Here is an 18,082-nt window from a genome sequence, read left to right on the forward strand (position 1 = left end):
AAACATCGCCGAACTCTGGTTTCTCCTCCCTTTACGCTCCTAAATCTCCGTTCTGTAAGGCTTTTCCTTGAATCCGCGCCTTGACGGTGTGGTAGGCGCATTCCTATAGTGTGCGCAAGTGGCGGAAAGTGGCACAAAGTGGGTTTTTTGAACGTAAAACGCTAAAATTTGGAGAAACGCATCTGTGTTTCGCGGAGCTAACGCTATCAGTCTCGATGCAAAAGGCCGTCTCGCCATGCCGAGCCGGTATCGTGACGAGCTCATTTCGCGAAGTTCCGGACAGTTGATCATCACGATCGATGCCGTTGACCCTTGTTTATGTGTTTACCCCCTCGATGAGTGGGAGTTGATTGAAACCAAATTGCGCGCCTTGCCTTCATTGCGTGAAGAGAACCGCCGCCTGCAGCGTTTGCTGATCGGTAATGCCGTCGACCTCGAGTTGGATGGCAGCGGTCGTTTCCTGGTGCCTCCGCGTCTGCGCGAATACGCCAAGCTGGACAAGCGCGCAATGCTGGTCGGCCAACTGAACAAGTTCCAATTGTGGGACGAAGATGCCTGGGATGCTGTTTCTGCAGCTGACCTGGCTGCTATTCAACAACCGGGCGCTATGCCTGATGAACTGCGTGATTTGATCCTGTGACTATTGATAGCGGCTTTAACCACATCACCGTACTGCTTGACGAAGCCGTTGAGGCTCTCGCCGTACGCGCGGATGGCTGCTATCTGGATGGCACCTTTGGCAGGGGCGGGCACAGCCGGTTGATACTCAGCCAGCTCGGGTCCGACGGCAAACTCCTCGGGTTCGACAAAGACCCTCAAGCGATTGCCACCGGGCAAGCGCTAGCGGCCGAAGACGGCCGCTTTGTCGTTGTGCAGCGCAGCTTTGCCGAGCTGGGCGCCGAAGTCGCCGAGCGTGGCATGGCGGGCAAAGTGGCCGGGGTTTTGCTCGACTTGGGCGTGTCTTCGCCACAACTCGACGACCCGGAGCGCGGCTTCAGTTTCATGAATGATGGCCCGCTCGACATGCGCATGGACCCGACTCGGGGCATTAGCGCAGCGGAGTTCATCGCGACCGCGCCCCATGAAGAAATCACCCGCGTGTTCAAGGAATACGGTGAAGAACGCTTCGCCGGCCGTATGGCCCGTGCCGTGGTCGAACGTCGTGAAATCCAGCCGTTCGAACGCACCGCCGACCTGGCCGAAGTGCTGAAAGTCGCCAACCCGGCATGGGAAAAAGGCAAGAACCCAGCGACCCGTGCGTTCCAGGGCCTGCGCATTCACGTCAACAACGAATTGGGTGACTTGGAGGCCGGCCTTGAGGCTGCCCTCGACGCGCTGGAAGTGGGCGGTCGCCTGGTAGTGATCAGCTTCCACTCCCTGGAAGACCGTATCGTCAAACTGTTCATGCGTCGCCTGGTCAAGGGTGAGTCCGACAACCTGCCGCGCAACCTGCCGGTCCGTTTCGAAGCCTTTGTGCCGAAAATCAAAATCCATGGCAAAGCGCAGTTCGCTTCCGAAGCCGAACTCAAGGCCAACCCACGTTCCCGTAGCGCCGTCATGCGTGTCGCGGAGAAGTTGCGGTGAGCAAGCTTTTCGCCAAGCCCCTCCCGGGCGGCAGCTTCTTCATGATGCTGCTGTACGTTGGCGTGCTGGTGTCCGCTATCGCGGTGTCTTACAGCGCCCATTACAACCGCCAGTTACTCAATACCCTGTATGGGGAATTGAGTGTGCGTGACAAAGCGCAGGCGGAGTGGGGTCGGTTGATCCTCGAGCAAAGCACCTGGACGGCCCATAGCCGCATCGAAGTGCTGGCCACCGAGCAGCTGAAAATGCACATTCCTGGCGCGGCTGAAGTTCGCATGGTGGCGCCATGATGAAACTCGAGGGCGCACTCTACCCATGGCGCTTCCGTCTGATGATGGGATTGCTGGCGTTGATGGTGGGCGCGATCGCCTGGCGGATCATCGACCTGCAAGTGGTCGACCGTGACTTCCTGATCGGCCAGGGCGACGCCCGTAGCCTGCGGCATATTCCGATTCCTGCGCACCGCGGTTTGATCACCGACCGTAATGGCGAACCCCTGGCCGTCAGTACCCCGGTTACCACGCTGTGGGCCAACGCCAAGGAGCTGCAAGTAGCCAAGGACAAGTGGCCGGAACTGGCGGCGGCGCTGGGGCAGGACCCGAAAGCCTTGGCTGAGCGCCTGGAAGCCCAGGCCAATAAAGAATTCATCTACCTGGTTCGCGGGCTGACCCCTGAACAAGGCCAGCAAGTGCTCGATCTTAAAGTCCCCGGTGTGTACGGCATCGAGGAGTTCCGTCGTTTCTACCCGGCCGGTGAGACCACCGCGCACATGGTCGGCTTCACCGACATCGATGACCATGGCCGTGAAGGCGTGGAACTCGCCTATGATGAATGGCTCGCCGGGGTTCCCGGCAAACGACAAGTCATCAAGGATCGGCGCGGCAGACTGATCAAGGATGTCCAAGTCACCAAAAACGCCAAGGCCGGTAAGCCCTTGGCGTTGTCGATTGACCTGCGCCTGCAATACCTGGCCAACCGCGAGCTGCGTAACGCGATCATCGAGAACGGCGCCAAGGCCGGCAGCCTGGTGATCATGGACGTGAAGACCGGCGAGATCCTCGCCATGGTTAACCAGCCGACCTACAACCCGAATAACCGTCGCAACCTGCAGCCGGCGATGATGCGCAACCGCGCGATGATCGACGTGTTCGAACCGGGTTCGACCATGAAAGCCATCTCCATGAGTGCCGCCCTCGAAACCGGACGCTGGAAGCCCAGCGACAAGGTCGAGGTGTATCCAGGCACCTTGCAGTTGGGCAAATACACCATTCGTGACGTGTCCCGTACCGAAGGTCCGGTGCTGGATCTGACAGGTATCCTGATCAACTCCAGTAACGTGGGCATGAGTAAGGTCGCCTTCGATATCGGTGGCGAAACCATCTACCACCTGGCGCAGAAGATCGGTCTGGGCCAGCCCACTGGCCTCGATTTCCCAGGCGAACGCGTGGGCAACCTGCCGAACTATCGCGACTGGAAAAAGGCCGAGACCGCCACACTTTCCTACGGCTACGGCTTGTCGGTGACCGCGATCCAACTGGCCCACGCTTTCTCTGTATTGGCGAACAATGGCCGGATGGTTCCGCTGAGCCTGATCCACGTCGACGAAGCGCCGAAAGCCACCCAGGTGATCCCGGAAAACGTCGCCAAGACCATGCAAGGCATGCTGCAACAAGTGATCGAAGCCCCGCGTGGCGTATTCCGTGCCCAGGTGCCGGCGTACCACGTGGCCGGCAAGTCGGGTACGGCGCGTAAAACCTCGGTGGGCACCAAGGGCTACGCCGAAAATTCCTACCGTTCGCTGTTCGCCGGTTTCGGCCCGATGAGCGATCCGCGCTACGCCATCGTCGTTGTGATCGATGAGCCGAGCAAAGCCGGTTACTTCGGTGGCCTGGTATCGGCGCCGGTGTTCAGCAAAGTGATGTCCGGCACCCTGCGCCTGATGAACATCACGCCGGATAACTTGCCGCCGACCCAACAAGCGAACGCCGGACCACCGGCTGCTGCCGTAAAAGCCAATGGAGGGCGCGGCTGATGTCTCTTAGCCTGAACAAGATTTTTGCCCACGCCGGTCGCGATCTGCTGATTCGCGAATTGAGCCTGGATAGCCGCAATGTGCGTGCCGGTGACCTGTTCCTTGCGGTGCCTGGCGGTAAGTTCGATGGTCGCGCGCATATCGCGGATGCGTTGCAACGCGGCGCGGCCGCCGTGGCCTATGAAGTGGAAGGCGCTACTGTGCTGCCGATCACCGACGTGCCGTTGATTCCGGTCAAAGGTTTGGCCAAGCAACTTTCGGATATCGCCGGGCGTTTCTATGGTGATCCGAGTCGACACGTGAATCTGGTCGGTGTCACCGGCACCAACGGCAAGACCAGCGTGACCCAACTGATTGCCCAGGCGCTTGACCTGCTGGGTCAGCACTGTGGCATCGTCGGCACACTGGGCACCGGTTTCTACGGCGCGCTGCAAAGCGGCCTGCACACCACGCCGAATCCAATCGCCGTGCAAGCGACCCTGGCCGACCTGAAAAAGGCCGGTGCCAAGGCGGTTGCCATGGAAGTGTCGTCCCACGGTTTGCACCAGGGCCGCGTGGCTGCGCTGGCGTTTGATGTGGCGGTGATGACCAACCTGTCCCGCGATCACCTCGACTACCACGGCACCATGGAAGCCTACGCTGCTGAAAAGGCCAAGCTGTTTGCCTGGAACGACCTCAAGTGCCGCGTGGTGAACCTGGATGATGCGTTCGGCCGCCAACTGGCTGCCGAAGACCGTGAATCGCGTCTGATCAGCTACAGCCTGGAGGATTCCAGCGCGTACCTGTATTGCCGCGAAGCCCACTTCAACGACGAAGGCGTGCGCGCCACACTGGTGACGCCGCAGGGCGAGCATCATTTGCGCAGCAGCCTGCTCGGGCGTTTCAACCTGAGCAACACACTGGCGGCCGTCGGTGCCTTGCTCGGCCTGGATTACGCCCTCGACGAAATCCTGCGTGTACTGCCGAAGCTGGAAGGCCCGGTCGGTCGCATGCAGCGCCTGGGTGGCGGCAAGCAGCCGCTGGTGGTGGTCGATTACGCCCACACGCCCGATGCCCTGGAAAAAGTCCTGGTTGCCCTGCGTCCACATGCCAAGGGCAAACTGCTGTGCCTGTTCGGTTGCGGCGGTGACCGTGATCGCGGCAAACGTCCGCTGATGGCTGAGATCGTCGAACGCCTTGCCGATGGCGTGCTCGTCACCGACGACAACCCGCGCAGTGAAGACCCGGGCCAGATTTTCGACGACATCCGTGTCGGCTTCAAAGACGTGTCCAAGGCCACGTTTGTCGCCGGTCGCGGCGCCGCCATTGCCCAACTGATCGCCAGCGCCGGTGCTGACGACGTGGTGGTGTTGGCCGGTAAAGGTCACGAGGACTATCAGGAAATCAACGGCGAGCGCCACGCCTTCTCTGATCTGGTCGAGGCCGATCACGCCTTGACCGCTTGGGAGGTCGCCCATGCTTAAAGCGATGACATTCAGCGAACTGACCCAGGCCCTGTCGGCCCGTGTGCTGTCGAGCGATTGCAGCTTTGACGGCGTCAGTATCGACAGCCGCGCCATCAAGCCTGGGCAGTTGTTTGTTGCCCTGGCTGGCCCGCGTTTCGATGGTCACGACTACCTGAATGACGTCGCCGCCAAAGGTGCCGTCGGTGCGTTGGTGCAGCGCGAAGTGCCTGATTCAACGTTGCCACAACTGCTGGTTGCCGACACACGTCTGGCGCTGGGCCAACTGGGTGCGCTGAACCGTGCGGCCTTCGACAAGCCTGTTGCAGCCATCACCGGCTCCAGCGGCAAGACCACGGTCAAGGAACTGCTCGCTGGCGTGTTGCGCACGCGTGGCCCGGTCCTCGCGACCCGTGGCAACCTGAACAATGATTTCGGCGCTCCGCTGACCCTGCTTGAACTGGCCCCGGAACACACAGCGGCCGTGATCGAACTGGGCGCATCGCGGGTTGGCGAAATCGCCTACACCGTAGCGCTGACCAAGCCCCACGTGGCGATCATCAACAACGCCGGTACCGCCCACGTTGGCGAGTTCGGTGGCCCGGAAAAAATCGTCGAAGCCAAGGGTGAAATCCTTGAAGGCCTCGATGCATCGGGCACCGCTGTATTGAATCTTGACGACAAGGCCTTCGAAACCTGGCGTGTGCGTGCCGCCGGTCGCAAGGTCCTGACATTTGCCGTGCTCAATGCCGCGGCTGATTTCCATGCCTCAAACATTACCGTTGATGCGCGTGGCTGCCCGTCCTTTACCTTGCACACCCCGCAAGGCAACGAACACGTGCAACTGAACCTGCTGGGCAACCATAACGTCGCGAATGCCTTGGCCGCCGCCGCTGCTGCGTACGCCCTGGGCGTGTCGCTGTTCGGTATCGCCACGGGCCTTGGCGCAGTACAACCCGTCAAAGGGCGCACCGTGGCGCAGTTGGCCAGCAACGGCATGCGCGTGATCGACGACACCTATAACGCCAACCAGTCCTCCATCTGCGCGGCCATCGACCTGCTCAAAAGCTTCGACGGCCGCAAGGTTTTGGTGCTGGGTGATATCGCCGAACTGGGCGAGTGGGCCGAACAGTCCCACCGCGACGTCGGCGCTTACGCTGCCGGCAAAGTCGACGCGCTGTACGCCGTCGGCCCGCACATGGCGCACGCGGTCAGCGTATTCGGCCCTGATGCCCGTCATTTTGCGACCCAGGCCGAGCTGATCCAGGCGCTGACGGCGGCTGAACACGACAAACACACAACCATTTTGATCAAGGGATCGCGCAGCGCGGTGATGGAAAACGTCGTCGCGGCCTTGTGTGGCTCAAGTACGGAGAAACATTAATGCTGCTGCTGCTGGCTGAGTATCTGCAACAGTTCCACAAAGGCTTCGCGGTCTTTCAGTACCTGACCCTGCGCGGGATCCTGGGTGTGCTGACCGCGTTGTGTTTGTCGCTGTTCCTGGGGCCGTGGATGATCCGCACCCTGCAGAACCTGCAAATTGGTCAATCGGTTCGTAATGACGGCCCGCAGTCGCACCTGTCCAAATCCGGCACCCCGACCATGGGCGGCGCGCTGATCCTGTCGTCCATCGGCATCAGCACCTTGCTCTGGGCTGACCTGCACAACCGCTACGTGTGGACCGTGTTGCTGGTGACCCTGTTGTTCGGCGCCATCGGCTGGGTGGACGACTATCGCAAGGTGATCGAAAAGAACTCCAAAGGGCTGCCAAGCCGCTGGAAGTATTTCTGGCAGTCGGTGTTCGGCCTTGGCGCTGCGATATTCCTCTACACCACTGCGCCAAGCGCGGTGGAAACCACCTTGATCATCCCGATGCTCAAGGACGCCAGCATTCCCCTGGGCGTCGGTTTCGTGGTGCTGACCTACTTCGTGATTGTCGGCTCCAGCAACGCGGTCAATCTGACTGATGGCCTCGACGGCCTGGCGATCATGCCGACGGTTATGGTGGGCGGCGCGCTCGGCATCTTCTGCTACCTGTCGGGTAACGTGAAATTCGCTGAATACCTGCTGATCCCTTACGTACCGGGCGCGGGTGAATTGATCGTGTTCTGCGGCGCGCTGATCGGTGCCGGCCTGGGCTTCCTGTGGTTCAACACGTATCCCGCACAAGTCTTCATGGGTGACGTCGGCGCACTGGCGCTGGGCGCGGCCCTCGGCACCATCGCCGTGATCGTTCGCCAGGAAATCGTGCTGTTCATCATGGGCGGTGTATTCGTGATGGAAACCCTGTCGGTGGTCATCCAGGTGGCGTCCTTCAAATTGACCGGGCGTCGTGTGTTCCGCATGGCGCCGATTCACCACCACTTTGAACTCAAGGGCTGGCCCGAGCCGCGCGTGATTGTCCGCTTCTGGATCATCACCGTGATTCTGGTGCTGATCGGCCTTGCCACCCTGAAACTGAGGTAGAAACGAGTGTCCCTGATCGCTTCAGACCACTTCCGCATCGTTGTCGGCCTCGGCAAGAGCGGCATGTCCCTGGTTCGCTTCCTGGCGAACCGGGGCAAGCCGTTTGCCGTGGCCGATACGCGGGAAAATCCACCGGAGCTGGTCACGCTGCGCCGTGACTACCCGCACGTGGAAGTGCGTTGTGGCGAGTTGGATGTCGAGTTTCTGTGCCGTGCCGACGAGCTCTACGTGAGCCCCGGCCTGGCCATCGCAACCCCGGCCCTGCAAGCCGCCGCTGCCCGTGGCGTGAAGCTGTCCGGCGACATCGACCTGTTCGCGCGTAACGCGCAGGCGCCGATCGTGGCCATCAGCGGTTCCAACGCGAAAAGCACCGTGACCACCCTGGTCGGCGAGATGGCGGCTGCGGCCGGCAAGCGCGTGGCGGTGGGCGGTAACCTCGGCACCCCGGCGCTGGACCTGCTCAACGACGACGTCGAGTTGTACGTGATGGAGCTGTCGAGCTTCCAGTTGGAAACCACCCACGACCTCGGTGCTGAAGTGGCCACCGTGTTGAACGTGAGTGAAGACCACATGGACCGCTACAGCGGCCTGCCGGCTTATCACTTAGCCAAGCACCGGATCTTCCGGGGTGCCAAGCAAGTGGTGGTTAACCGTCAGGATGCGCTGAGCCGTCCGCTGATGGGCGAGGGCCTGCCATGCTGGACCTTCGGCCTGAGCAGACCCGACTTCAAAGCCTTCGGCATTCGCGAAGAGAACGGCGAGAAATACCTGGCCTTCGAATTCCAGAACCTGATGCCGGTGCGCGAGCTGAAAATCCGTGGCGCCCATAACCAGTCCAACGCCCTGGCGGCATTGGCACTGGGGCATGCCGTTGGCCTGCCGTTCGACGCCATGCTGTCGGCCTTGCGCACGTTCGGCGGCCTGGAGCATCGCTGCCAATGGGTGCGCGATCTCGACGGGGTCAGCTATTACAACGATTCCAAGGCCACCAACGTCGGTGCGGCCCTGGCGGCTATCGAAGGCCTTGGCGCCGATATCGAAGGCAAGCTGGTGCTGATCGCCGGTGGCGACGGCAAGGGTGCCGACTTCAAGGACCTCAAAGGCCCGGTTGCCGAGCATTGCCGCGCCGTGGTGCTGATGGGCCGCGACTCCGATTTGATCGCCTCCGCCCTTGGCGATGCCGTGCCGCAAGTGCGCGCCACCTCCCTGGACGACGCCATCGCGCAATGCAAAGCCCTGGCCCAGCCGGGCGATGCGGTGCTGCTGTCGCCGGCGTGCGCCAGTTTCGACATGTTCAAGAACTACGAAGAGCGCGGCCAACTGTTCGCCGCCGCCGTGGAGGCCTTGGCATGAGTATCAATTTCCGGAACATCATCAAGCCGTACCCGTCGCCGATCATTACAGGGCGCGGTATCGACCTCGATTTCCCGATGCTCGCCGGTTGCCTGGCGCTGTTGGGCCTGGGCCTGGTGATGATCACCTCGGCTTCGTCCGAAGTGGCGGCCGTGCAGTCGGGCAACACCCTGTACATGATGATCCGTCACCTGGTGTACCTGGTGATCGGCCTTGGCGCGTGCATCGTCACCATGATGATCCCGATCGCCACCTGGCAGCGCCTGGGTTGGCTGATGCTGATCGGTGCGTTCGGCCTGCTGATCATGGTGATCCTGCCCGGCATTGGCCGCGAGGTGAACGGTTCGATGCGCTGGATCGGCTTCGGTGCGTTCAACGTACAGCCGTCGGAAATCGCCAAGGTGTTCGTGGTGATCTACCTGGCCGGTTACCTGGTGCGTCGCCAGAAAGAAGTGCGCGAAAGCTGGATGGGCTTCTTCAAGCCCTTCATCGTGCTGCTGCCGATGGCCGGCCTGTTGCTGATGGAGCCCGACTTCGGTGCCACCGTCGTGATGATGGGCGCAGCGGCGGCGATGCTGTTCCTAGGTGGCGTCGGCCTGTTCCGCTTCACCTTGATGGTGGTGCTGGCCGTGGCGGCCGTGACCATCCTGGTACAGGCGCAACCCTACCGGATGGCACGTCTGATCACCTTTACCGACCCGTGGTCCGACCAGTTCGGTTCCGGCTACCAGTTGACCCAGGCGCTGATCGCCTTCGGTCGCGGCGAGTGGCTCGGCGTGGGCCTGGGCAACAGCGTGCAGAAGCAGTTCTACCTGCCGGAAGCGCACACCGACTTCGTGTTCTCGGTGCTCGCCGAAGAGCTCGGCGTGGTCGGTTCACTATGCACCGTCGCACTGTTCGTGTTCGTGTGTGTGCGCGGCATGTACATCGGCCTGTGGGCCGAGAAGGCCAAACAGTATTTCGCTGCTTATGTGGCGTACGGCTTGTCGTTCCTGTGGATCGGCCAGTTCCTGATCAATATCGGTGTAAACGTCGGCCTGCTGCCGACCAAGGGCCTGACTTTACCGTTCCTCAGTTATGGCGGCAGTTCGTTGGTGATTTGCTGCGCGTGCCTGGGCTTGTTGCTGCGCATCGAGTGGGAGAGTCGAACTCACCTGGGCAGCGAAGAGATGGAATTCAGCGAAAGCGACTTCGCCGAGGAGCCGACCCATGGGCGCTAACGTGCTGATCATGGCAGGCGGCACCGGGGGCCACGTATTCCCGGCCTTGGCTTGCGCACGCGAATTCCAGAACCGTGGCTACACCGTGCACTGGTTGGGTACGCCGCGTGGCATCGAAAACGAACTGGTGCCGAATGCCGGTTTGCCGCTGCACCTGATCAACGTCACCGGCTTGCGTGGCAAGGGCAAGTTGTCCCTGCTCAAGGCGCCGTTCGTGTTGCTCAAGGCGGTGTGGCAGGCGCGCAAAGTCATTCGTGAACTGAAGCCGGTGTGTGCGCTCGGTTTTGGTGGCTATGTGACCGGTCCTGGTGGCGTCGCCGCCAAGCTCGCGGGTGTGCCGGTGATCGTGCACGAGCAGAACGCCGTCGCCGGTACCGCCAACCGCCTGCTGGTGCCATTGGCGGCTCGGGTGTGTGAAGCGTTCCCGAAAACTTTTGGCGCCTCGGACAAGCTGCGCACCACCGGCAACCCGGTGCGCACCGAACTGTTTATGGACATCGCCCGTGAAGCACTGCAAGGGCGCAAGCCGCACCTGCTGGTCATGGGCGGCAGCCTGGGCTCCGAGCCATTGAACAAACTGCTGCCGGAAGCCCTGGCGCAACTCCCTGTGGAATTGCGCCCGGAAGTCTTCCATCAGGCTGGCAAAGATCACGGTGAAGTCACCGCCACGCGTTATCGCGAAGCCGGTGTTGAGGCGAACGTACAGCCCTTCATCAAAGACATGGCCCACGCCTATGGCTGGGCCGACCTGGTGGTCTGCCGCTCCGGTGCGCTGACCGTCAGTGAACTGGCCGCCGCCGGTCTGCCGTCCTTGCTGGTGCCTTTGCCCCACGCGATCGACGATCACCAGACCCGCAACGCCGAATATTTGGCCGGGGAGGGCGCTGCCTTCCTGCTGCCGCAAAGAACGACTGGCGCCGCCGATTTGGCCGCACGCCTGACTGAGGTTTTGATGCAACCGGAACGACTCAATAACATGGCGAGCACCGCAAGCCGCCTGGCCAAACCTGACGCAACCCGCACCGTGGTCGATATCTGCCTGGAGGTGGCCCATGGTTGAGAATCAGAAAGCCATGCCGCAACCGGAAATGCGCCGCATCCGTCGCATCCATTTCGTCGGTATCGGCGGCGTGGGCATGTGCGGGATTGCCGAAGTGTTGCTGAACCTGGGCTACCAGGTGTCAGGCTCTGACTTGAAAGAGTCGCCGGTCACCGATCGCCTGAAAACCTTCGGTGCACAGATCTTTATCGGCCACCGTGCCGAGAACGCCGCCGAGGCCGACGTACTGGTGGTATCCAGCGCCGTGAACACCTCCAACCCGGAAGTGGCCACTGCCCTTGAGCGCCGCATTCCCGTGGTGCCACGCGCCGAGATGCTGGCCGAGCTGATGCGCTACCGCCACGGCATCGCCGTTGCCGGTACCCACGGCAAAACCACCACCACCAGCCTGATCGCCTCGGTGTTCGCGGCCGGTGGCCTGGACCCGACGTTCGTCATCGGTGGCCGCCTGAATGCAGCGGGCACCAACGCACAATTGGGCACCAGCCGTTACCTGATCGCCGAAGCCGATGAAAGCGACGCAAGCTTCCTGCACCTGCAACCGCTGGTCGCTGTCGTCACCAACATCGACGAAGACCACATGGCGACCTACGACGGTGACTTCAACAAACTGAAGAAAACCTTCGTCGAGTTCCTGCACAACCTGCCGTTCTACGGCCTGGCCGTGGTGTGCCTGGACGATCCGGTGGTGCGTGAAATCCTGCCACTGGTCAAACGTCCGACCGTGACCTACGGCTTCAGCGAAGACGCCGACGTGCGCGCCATCAATGTGCGCCAGGAAGGCATGCAAACCTTCTTCACCGTGCTGCGTCCGGAGCGCGAGCCGCTGGATGTCTCGGTGAACATGCCGGGCAACCACAACGTGCTCAATTCCTTGGCGACCATTTGCATCGCCACCGACGAAGGCGTCAGCGATGAAGCCATCGTCGAAGGCTTGTCGCGCTTTGCCGGCGTAGGCCGTCGCTTCCAGGTCTACGGCCAGTTGCCGGTAGAAGGCGGTGACGTGATGCTGGTGGACGACTACGGTCATCACCCGACCGAAGTCGCTGCGGTAATCAAAGCCGTGCGCGGTGGCTGGCCGGAGCGTCGCCTGGTGATGGTCTACCAGCCGCACCGCTATAGCCGTACCCGCGATCTGTACGACGATTTCGTCAATGTATTGGCCGATGCCAACGTGCTGTTGCTGATGGAGGTGTACCCGGCCGGTGAAGAACCGATCCCGGGCGCTGATAGCCGCAAGCTGTGCAACAGCATTCGTCAGCGTGGCCAGTTGGACCCGATCTACATCGAGCGCGGTGTGGACCTGGCGCCGATCGTCAAGCCGCTGCTGCGGGCCGGTGACATTTTGCTGTGCCAGGGCGCCGGTGACATTGGTGGTCTTGCGCCTAAGTTGCTGGCGAGCCCGCTGTTCGCTGCTGCGAAGGGGAAGTCGAAATGATCAACGACTACGGCTCCCTGTTCTCGACAATCGCACCGGCCGACTTCGGTCGCGTAGCGGTGCTGTTCGGCGGTAAAAGCGCTGAACGTGAAGTGTCGCTCAAGTCCGGCAACGCCGTACTCGAAGCCCTGCAAAGCGCCGGTGTGAATGCCTTCGGCATCGACGTGGGCGATGACTTCCTCGCTCGCCTGCTGGCCGAGAAGATCGACCGCGCCTTCATCATCCTGCACGGCCGTGGCGGTGAAGACGGCAGCATGCAAGGCCTGCTGGAGTGCGCTGGCATCCCTTACACCGGCAGCGGCATCCTTGCTTCCGCGCTGGCGATGGACAAGTTGCGCACCAAGCAGGTGTGGCACAGCCTGGGCATTCCAACCCCGCGTCACAGCGTTCTGTGCAGCGAAGACGATTGTATTTCTGCAGCCAAGGAACTGGGCCTGCCTTTGATCGTCAAACCTGCCCATGAAGGCTCCAGTATCGGCATGGCTAAAGTGAACTCGGCCGCCGAATTGATCGACGCATGGAAAGCGGCAAGTACCTACGATTCGCAAGTGTTGGTGGAACAGTGGATTTCCGGTCCCGAGTACACCATCGCCACCCTGCGTGGTCAGGTTTTGCCGCCTATCGCATTGGGCACGCCCCACACCTTTTACGACTACGACGCCAAGTACCTGGCTTCCGATACCCAGTACCGGATCCCGTGCGGCCTTGACGCAAGCAAAGAACAGGAATTGATGGACCTCACGGCGAAAGCCTGTGAGGCGCTGGGTATCGCCGGTTGGGCGCGGGCAGACGTGATGCAGGATGACCAAGGGAATTTCTGGTTCCTGGAAGTCAACACCGCACCGGGCATGACCGACCACAGCCTGGTCCCCATGGCAGCCCGTGCGGCCGGTTTGGACTTCCAGCAGTTGGTGCTGGCGATCCTGGCCGACAGCATTGAGCCAAGAGGCTAAGGACATGAAAGGCGCATCGCTTCGTCATCAGCCCCCACAAGTACCGAGCCGCAAGCCGGTGCCACGGGGTGCCAGCCGAATGGTGGCTAAAGAGCCGATGTCGGCGCGCCTGCCGAAAGCCAATTTTGGTTTCCTCAAGGCGCTGTTCTGGCCGGTGTTGCTGGTGGTGCTGGGTTTCGGAACCTACGAAGGCGCGCAGCGCCTGTTGCCGTATGCCGACCGGCCGATCACCAAGATCAGTGTGCAGGGCGACTTGAGCTACATCAGCCAGCAAGCGGTACAGCAGCGCATCGGCCCGTACCTGGCGGCGAGCTTCTTTACCATCGACCTGGCCGGTATGCGCGCAGAGCTGGAACAGATGCCGTGGATCGCCCACGCCGAGGTCCGCCGCGTATGGCCAGACCAGGTGACGATCCGTCTGGAAGAACAACTGCCCGTGGCCCGTTGGGGCGACGAAGCGCTGTTGAACAACCAGGGCCAGGCGTTCACCCCGCGTGAGCTGGCCAACTATGAGCACCTGCCGCAGCTGTTCGGGCCGCAGCGGGCGCAGCAACAAGTGATGCAGCAGTACCAGGCCTTGAGTCAGATGCTGCGTCCCATGGGCTTCTCCATCGCACGCCTGGAACTGCGTGAGCGGGGCAGCTGGTTTTTGACGACCGGGGCAGGCAGTTCCGGCCCGGGCATCCAGTTGTTGCTGGGACGCGACCGCTTGGTGGAAAAGATGCGCCGCTTCATTGCCATCTATGACAAGACCTTGAAAGAACAGATTACGAACATTGCGAGCGTCGACCTGCGTTACGCCAACGGCCTTGCCGTCGGCTGGCGTGAACCGGCTGCGCCCACGGCAGCGCAACCCGCTGTCGCGAAGAATTAAGAAGAGGCAGGACCCATGGCAAACGTGCAAAGCGGCAAAATGATCGTCGGTCTCGATATCGGCACCTCCAAGGTGGTGGCGCTGGTGGGCGAGGTCGGGGAAGACGGCGTTATCGAAATCGTCGGTATTGGCACGCATCCGTCCCGGGGCCTGAAGAAGGGCGTGGTGGTGAACATCGAGTCCACCGTGCAATCGATCCAGCGCGCCATCGAAGAAGCGCAGCTGATGGCCGGTTGCCGGATCCACTCGGCGTTCGTCGGCGTGGCGGGCAACCATATCCGCAGCCTGAACTCCCACGGCATCGTGGCGATCCGCGACCGCGAAGTCAGCTCCGCCGACCTTGAGCGCGTCCTCGACGCTGCCCAGGCCGTGGCGATCCCGGCTGACCAGCGCGTGTTGCACACGCTGCCGCAGGACTACGTGATCGACAATCAGGAAGGCGTTCGTGAGCCGCTGGGCATGTCCGGCGTACGTCTGGAAGCCAAGGTCCACGTAGTGACCTGCGCCGTCAACGCCGCACAGAACATTGAAAAATGCGTGCGCCGCTGCGGCCTGGAAATCGACGACATCATTCTTGAGCAGTTGGCCTCGGCCTACTCGGTACTGACCGACGACGAAAAAGAACTGGGCGTGTGCCTGGTGGACATCGGCGGCGGCACCACCGACATCGCGATCTTCACCGAGGGTGCGATCCGTCACACCGCCGTGATCCCGATTGCCGGCGACCAGGTGACCAACGACATCGCCATGGCGCTGCGTACACCGACCCAGTACGCCGAAGAAATCAAGATTCGCTACGCCTGCGCCCTGGCCAAGCTGGCCGGTGCCGGCGAGACCATCAAGGTGCCGAGCGTGGGCGATCGTCCACCGCGCGAACTGTCGCGCCAGGCCCTGGCCGAAGTGGTCGAGCCGCGCTACGACGAACTGTTCACCCTGATCCAGGCGGAACTGCGTCGCAGCGGCTACGAAGATCTGATCCCGGCCGGCATCGTGCTGACCGGTGGCACCTCGAAGATGGAAGGCGCGGTCGAGTTGGCCGAGGAAATCTTCCACATGCCCGTCCGCCTGGGCGTGCCCCATGGCGTCAAAGGCCTGGGCGACGTGGTGCGCAACCCGATTTATTCCACCGGTGTGGGCTTGCTGTTGTACGGGCTGCAAAAGCAGACCGACGGCATTTCCCTGTCGGGCCCGAGCAACCGTGACAGCTATCGCAGCGACGACGAGGCCAAAGCGCCGTTGTTCGAGCGTCTGCAGGCATGGGTCAAAGGCAATTTTTAAGATTTACCGCGACACCGTAGTAAGCAGTAGGCGAAAAAACTAGAGAAATGAAAGGAGAGGGAACATGTTCGAACTCGTAGACAACATCCCCGCAAGCCCGGTTATCAAAGTGATCGGTGTCGGCGGTGGCGGCGGCAACGCTGTCAACCATATGGTCAAGAGCAACATTGAAGGCGTTGAATTCATCTGCGCCAACACTGATGCCCAGGCGCTGAAAAGCATCGGCGCACGGACCATCCTGCAATTGGGCACAGCCGTGACCAAGGGCCTCGGCGCTGGCGCCAATCCGGAAGTCGGCCGTCAAGCCGCCCTGGAAGACCGCGAGCGTATTGCTGAAGTGCTGCAAGGCACCAACATGGTGTTTATCACCACCGGCATGGGCGGCGGTACCGGTACCGGTGCTGCGCCGATCATTGCCGAAGTGGCCAAGGAAATGGGCATTCTGACGGTCGCTGTCGTGACCCGTCCGTTCCCGTTCGAAGGTCGCAAGCGTATGCAGATCGCCGACGAAGGCATCCGTCTGCTGTCTGAAAGCGTCGACTCGTTGATCACCATCCCCAACGAGAAGCTGCTGACCATCCTGGGTAAGGACGCAAGCCTGCTGTCCGCTTTCGCCAAGGCTGACGATGTACTGGCCGGTGCCGTTCGCGGTATCTCCGACATCATCAAGCGCCCAGGCATGATCAACGTCGACTTTGCCGACGTCCGTACCGTGATGAGCGAAATGGGCATGGCGATGATGGGCACTGGCTGCGCCAGCGGTCCGAACCGTGCGCGTGAAGCCACTGAAGCGGCCATCCGCAACCCGTTGCTGGAAGATGTGAACCTGCAAGGTGCACGCGGCATCCTGGTGAACATCACCGCCGGTCCTGACCTGTCCCTGGGTGAGTACTCCGACGTGGGTAGCATCATCGAAGCCTTCGCTTCCGAGCACGCTATGGTCAAAGTCGGTACCGTAATCGATCCGGACATGCGCGATGAGCTGCATGTGACCGTGGTTGCGACCGGTCTGGGTGCAAAAATCGAGAAGCCTGTGAAGGTCATCGACAACACCCTGCACAACGCCCAAGCCAGCCACGCCAGCCAAGCGGCTGCCGCTCCAGCGCCTTCGCGCCAGGAACTGCCGTCGGTGAACTACCGTGATCTGGACCGTCCGACCGTGATGCGCAACCAGGCTCAGGCCGGTGCTGCGGCGTCCCGTAGCCCGAATCCGCAAGATGATCTGGACTACCTGGACATCCCGGCATTCCTGCGTCGTCAGGCCGATTGATGGAATGTATCAGGGCTATGAAGGTGATTGGTGTTCAGCAAAGGTCTGGTCTGCTATTATCGCCAGCCTTTGTTGATACCAGTTCGCAATTTGCGCTCAAGCGGTCCAAGCCATGATTAAACAACGCACCCTGAAGAATATTATCCGTGCCACAGGTGTAGGTCTGCACTCCGGGGAGAAGGTATACCTGACCCTCAAACCTGCACCTGTCGACACCGGCATCGTGTTTGTTCGTGCCGACCTGGACCCTGTGGTGCAGATTCCTGCTCGCGCGGAAAACGTTGGCGAAACCACGATGTCGACCACATTGGTCAACGGTGACGTCAAAGTGGACACGGTGGAGCACTTGCTCTCGGCCATGGCTGGCCTGGGCATCGATAACGCCTACGTCGAGCTCTCCGCGTCCGAAGTCCCGATCATGGATGGCAGCGCTGGACCCTTCGTATTCTTGATTCAATCTGCCGGCCTGGAAGAACAGGACGCAGCCAAGAAGTTCATTCGCATTCTGCGGGAAGTGACAGTAGAAGACGGCGACAAGCGCGCCACCTTCGTCCCGTTCGAAGGCTTTAAAGTGAGCTTTGAGATCGATTTCGATCACCCGGTATTCCGTGACCGCACCCAAAGTGCAAGCGTGGATTTTTCCAGCACTTCGTTCGTAAAAGAAGTCAGCCGCGCCCGTACCTTTGGTTTCATGAGTGACATCGAGTACCTGCGCAAGCACAACCTCGCACTCGGCGGCAGCGTTGAAAACGCCATTGTGGTCGACGCGGATGGTGTACTGAACGAAGACGGCCTTCGCTATGAAGACGAATTCGTGAAGCACAAGATCCTCGATGCAATCGGTGACCTCTACCTGCTGGGCAATAGCCTGATAGGCGAGTTCAAAGGCTTCAAGTCGGGCCACGCCCTTAACAACCAGCTGCTGCGCAAGTTGATTGAGCAGACAGACGCTTGGGAAGTCGTGACCTTCGAAGATGCCAGCACCGCACCGATCTCTTACATGCGTCCCGTTGCGGCGGTGTAAGTAACAACTCTCTTTCTTTAGTTTTGAAAGGCCGCCTTCGGGTGGCCTTTTTTTATATGCGCTGATACGACACTAGTCCTCTGTAGGA

16 protein-coding genes are annotated in these 18,082 nt (G+C 61.2%); all 16 read left to right on the forward strand.

Annotated elements, in window-relative coordinates:
* Window positions 1-184 precede the first annotated feature (184 nt).
* The 16 genes from mraZ (at window position 185) to lpxC (ending at window position 17,994) form a co-directional block, all read left to right on the forward strand.
* Window positions 185-640, forward strand: coding sequence for a division/cell wall cluster transcriptional repressor MraZ (mraZ, locus tag HX868_RS07535; protein ID WP_003171868.1), 456 nt, complete (start codon window positions 185-187; stop codon window positions 638-640).
* Window positions 637-1,584 carry a 16S rRNA (cytosine(1402)-N(4))-methyltransferase RsmH gene (gene rsmH, locus HX868_RS07540; RefSeq protein ID WP_167496641.1) on the forward strand — a complete coding sequence of 316 codons (948 nt, stop codon included), beginning with the start codon at window positions 637-639 and terminating at the stop codon, window positions 1,582-1,584. Before mraZ ends, rsmH begins: the two co-directional genes overlap by 4 nt.
* Window positions 1,581-1,874 (forward strand): cell division protein FtsL, encoded by a 294-nt coding sequence (gene ftsL / locus HX868_RS07545; RefSeq protein WP_017738702.1) that lies wholly within the window; start codon window positions 1,581-1,583, stop codon window positions 1,872-1,874. The genes rsmH and ftsL overlap by 4 nt, the downstream gene beginning before the upstream one ends.
* Complete coding sequence (locus HX868_RS07550) at window positions 1,874-3,616, forward strand: peptidoglycan D,D-transpeptidase FtsI family protein (RefSeq protein WP_177002535.1); 1,743 nt, start codon at window positions 1,874-1,876, stop codon at window positions 3,614-3,616. The genes ftsL and HX868_RS07550 overlap by 1 nt, the downstream gene beginning before the upstream one ends.
* On the forward strand, window positions 3,616-5,079 hold the full coding sequence (locus tag HX868_RS07555; RefSeq protein ID WP_177002434.1) for a UDP-N-acetylmuramoyl-L-alanyl-D-glutamate--2,6-diaminopimelate ligase: 1,464 nt from the start codon (window positions 3,616-3,618) through the stop codon (window positions 5,077-5,079). Before HX868_RS07550 ends, HX868_RS07555 begins: the two co-directional genes overlap by 1 nt.
* Entirely contained in the window at window positions 5,072-6,442 is a 1,371-nt protein-coding gene (locus HX868_RS07560; RefSeq protein WP_177002435.1) for a UDP-N-acetylmuramoyl-tripeptide--D-alanyl-D-alanine ligase, read from the forward strand. The genes HX868_RS07555 and HX868_RS07560 overlap by 8 nt, the downstream gene beginning before the upstream one ends.
* Entirely contained in the window at window positions 6,442-7,524 is a 1,083-nt protein-coding gene (mraY, locus tag HX868_RS07565; protein WP_028618893.1) for a phospho-N-acetylmuramoyl-pentapeptide-transferase, read from the forward strand. Before HX868_RS07560 ends, mraY begins: the two co-directional genes overlap by 1 nt.
* A 6-nt stretch (window positions 7,525-7,530) precedes the next feature.
* The gene (gene murD / locus HX868_RS07570) at window positions 7,531-8,877 is read left to right on the forward strand and encodes a UDP-N-acetylmuramoyl-L-alanine--D-glutamate ligase (RefSeq protein ID WP_177002436.1); all 1,347 of its coding nucleotides are present in this window, start codon (window positions 7,531-7,533) and stop codon (window positions 8,875-8,877) included.
* Complete coding sequence (gene ftsW / locus HX868_RS07575; RefSeq protein ID WP_016974959.1) at window positions 8,874-10,097, forward strand: putative lipid II flippase FtsW; 1,224 nt, start codon at window positions 8,874-8,876, stop codon at window positions 10,095-10,097. The genes murD and ftsW overlap by 4 nt, the downstream gene beginning before the upstream one ends.
* A complete protein-coding gene (gene murG / locus HX868_RS07580) occupies window positions 10,087-11,157 on the forward strand; it encodes an undecaprenyldiphospho-muramoylpentapeptide beta-N-acetylglucosaminyltransferase (protein WP_177002437.1) in 1,071 nt (356 codons plus the stop codon). Before ftsW ends, murG begins: the two co-directional genes overlap by 11 nt.
* On the forward strand, window positions 11,150-12,595 hold the full coding sequence (murC, locus tag HX868_RS07585; RefSeq protein ID WP_177002438.1) for a UDP-N-acetylmuramate--L-alanine ligase: 1,446 nt from the start codon (window positions 11,150-11,152) through the stop codon (window positions 12,593-12,595). The genes murG and murC overlap by 8 nt, the downstream gene beginning before the upstream one ends.
* Window positions 12,592-13,548, forward strand: coding sequence for a D-alanine--D-alanine ligase (locus HX868_RS07590; protein WP_177002439.1), 957 nt, complete (start codon window positions 12,592-12,594; stop codon window positions 13,546-13,548). Before murC ends, HX868_RS07590 begins: the two co-directional genes overlap by 4 nt.
* Before the next feature lie 4 nt (window positions 13,549-13,552).
* Window positions 13,553-14,422: a cell division protein FtsQ/DivIB gene (locus HX868_RS07595; RefSeq protein ID WP_177002440.1), complete on the forward strand. Its 870-nt coding sequence runs from the start codon at window positions 13,553-13,555 to the stop codon at window positions 14,420-14,422.
* Window positions 14,423-14,437: 15 nt separating this feature from the next.
* The gene (ftsA, locus tag HX868_RS07600; protein WP_010213031.1) at window positions 14,438-15,700 is read left to right on the forward strand and encodes a cell division protein FtsA; all 1,263 of its coding nucleotides are present in this window, start codon (window positions 14,438-14,440) and stop codon (window positions 15,698-15,700) included.
* A gap of 64 nt (window positions 15,701-15,764) precedes the next feature.
* Entirely contained in the window at window positions 15,765-16,970 is a 1,206-nt protein-coding gene (ftsZ, locus tag HX868_RS07605; protein WP_016974964.1) for a cell division protein FtsZ, read from the forward strand.
* 112 nt (window positions 16,971-17,082) lie between these two features.
* On the forward strand, window positions 17,083-17,994 hold the full coding sequence (gene lpxC, locus HX868_RS07610; protein WP_003171886.1) for a UDP-3-O-acyl-N-acetylglucosamine deacetylase: 912 nt from the start codon (window positions 17,083-17,085) through the stop codon (window positions 17,992-17,994).
* Window positions 17,995-18,082: the final 88 nt, after the last annotated feature.

Source organism: Pseudomonas reactans (genome assembly GCF_013385825.1).
Lineage (GTDB): Bacteria > Pseudomonadota > Gammaproteobacteria > Pseudomonadales > Pseudomonadaceae > Aquipseudomonas > Aquipseudomonas reactans.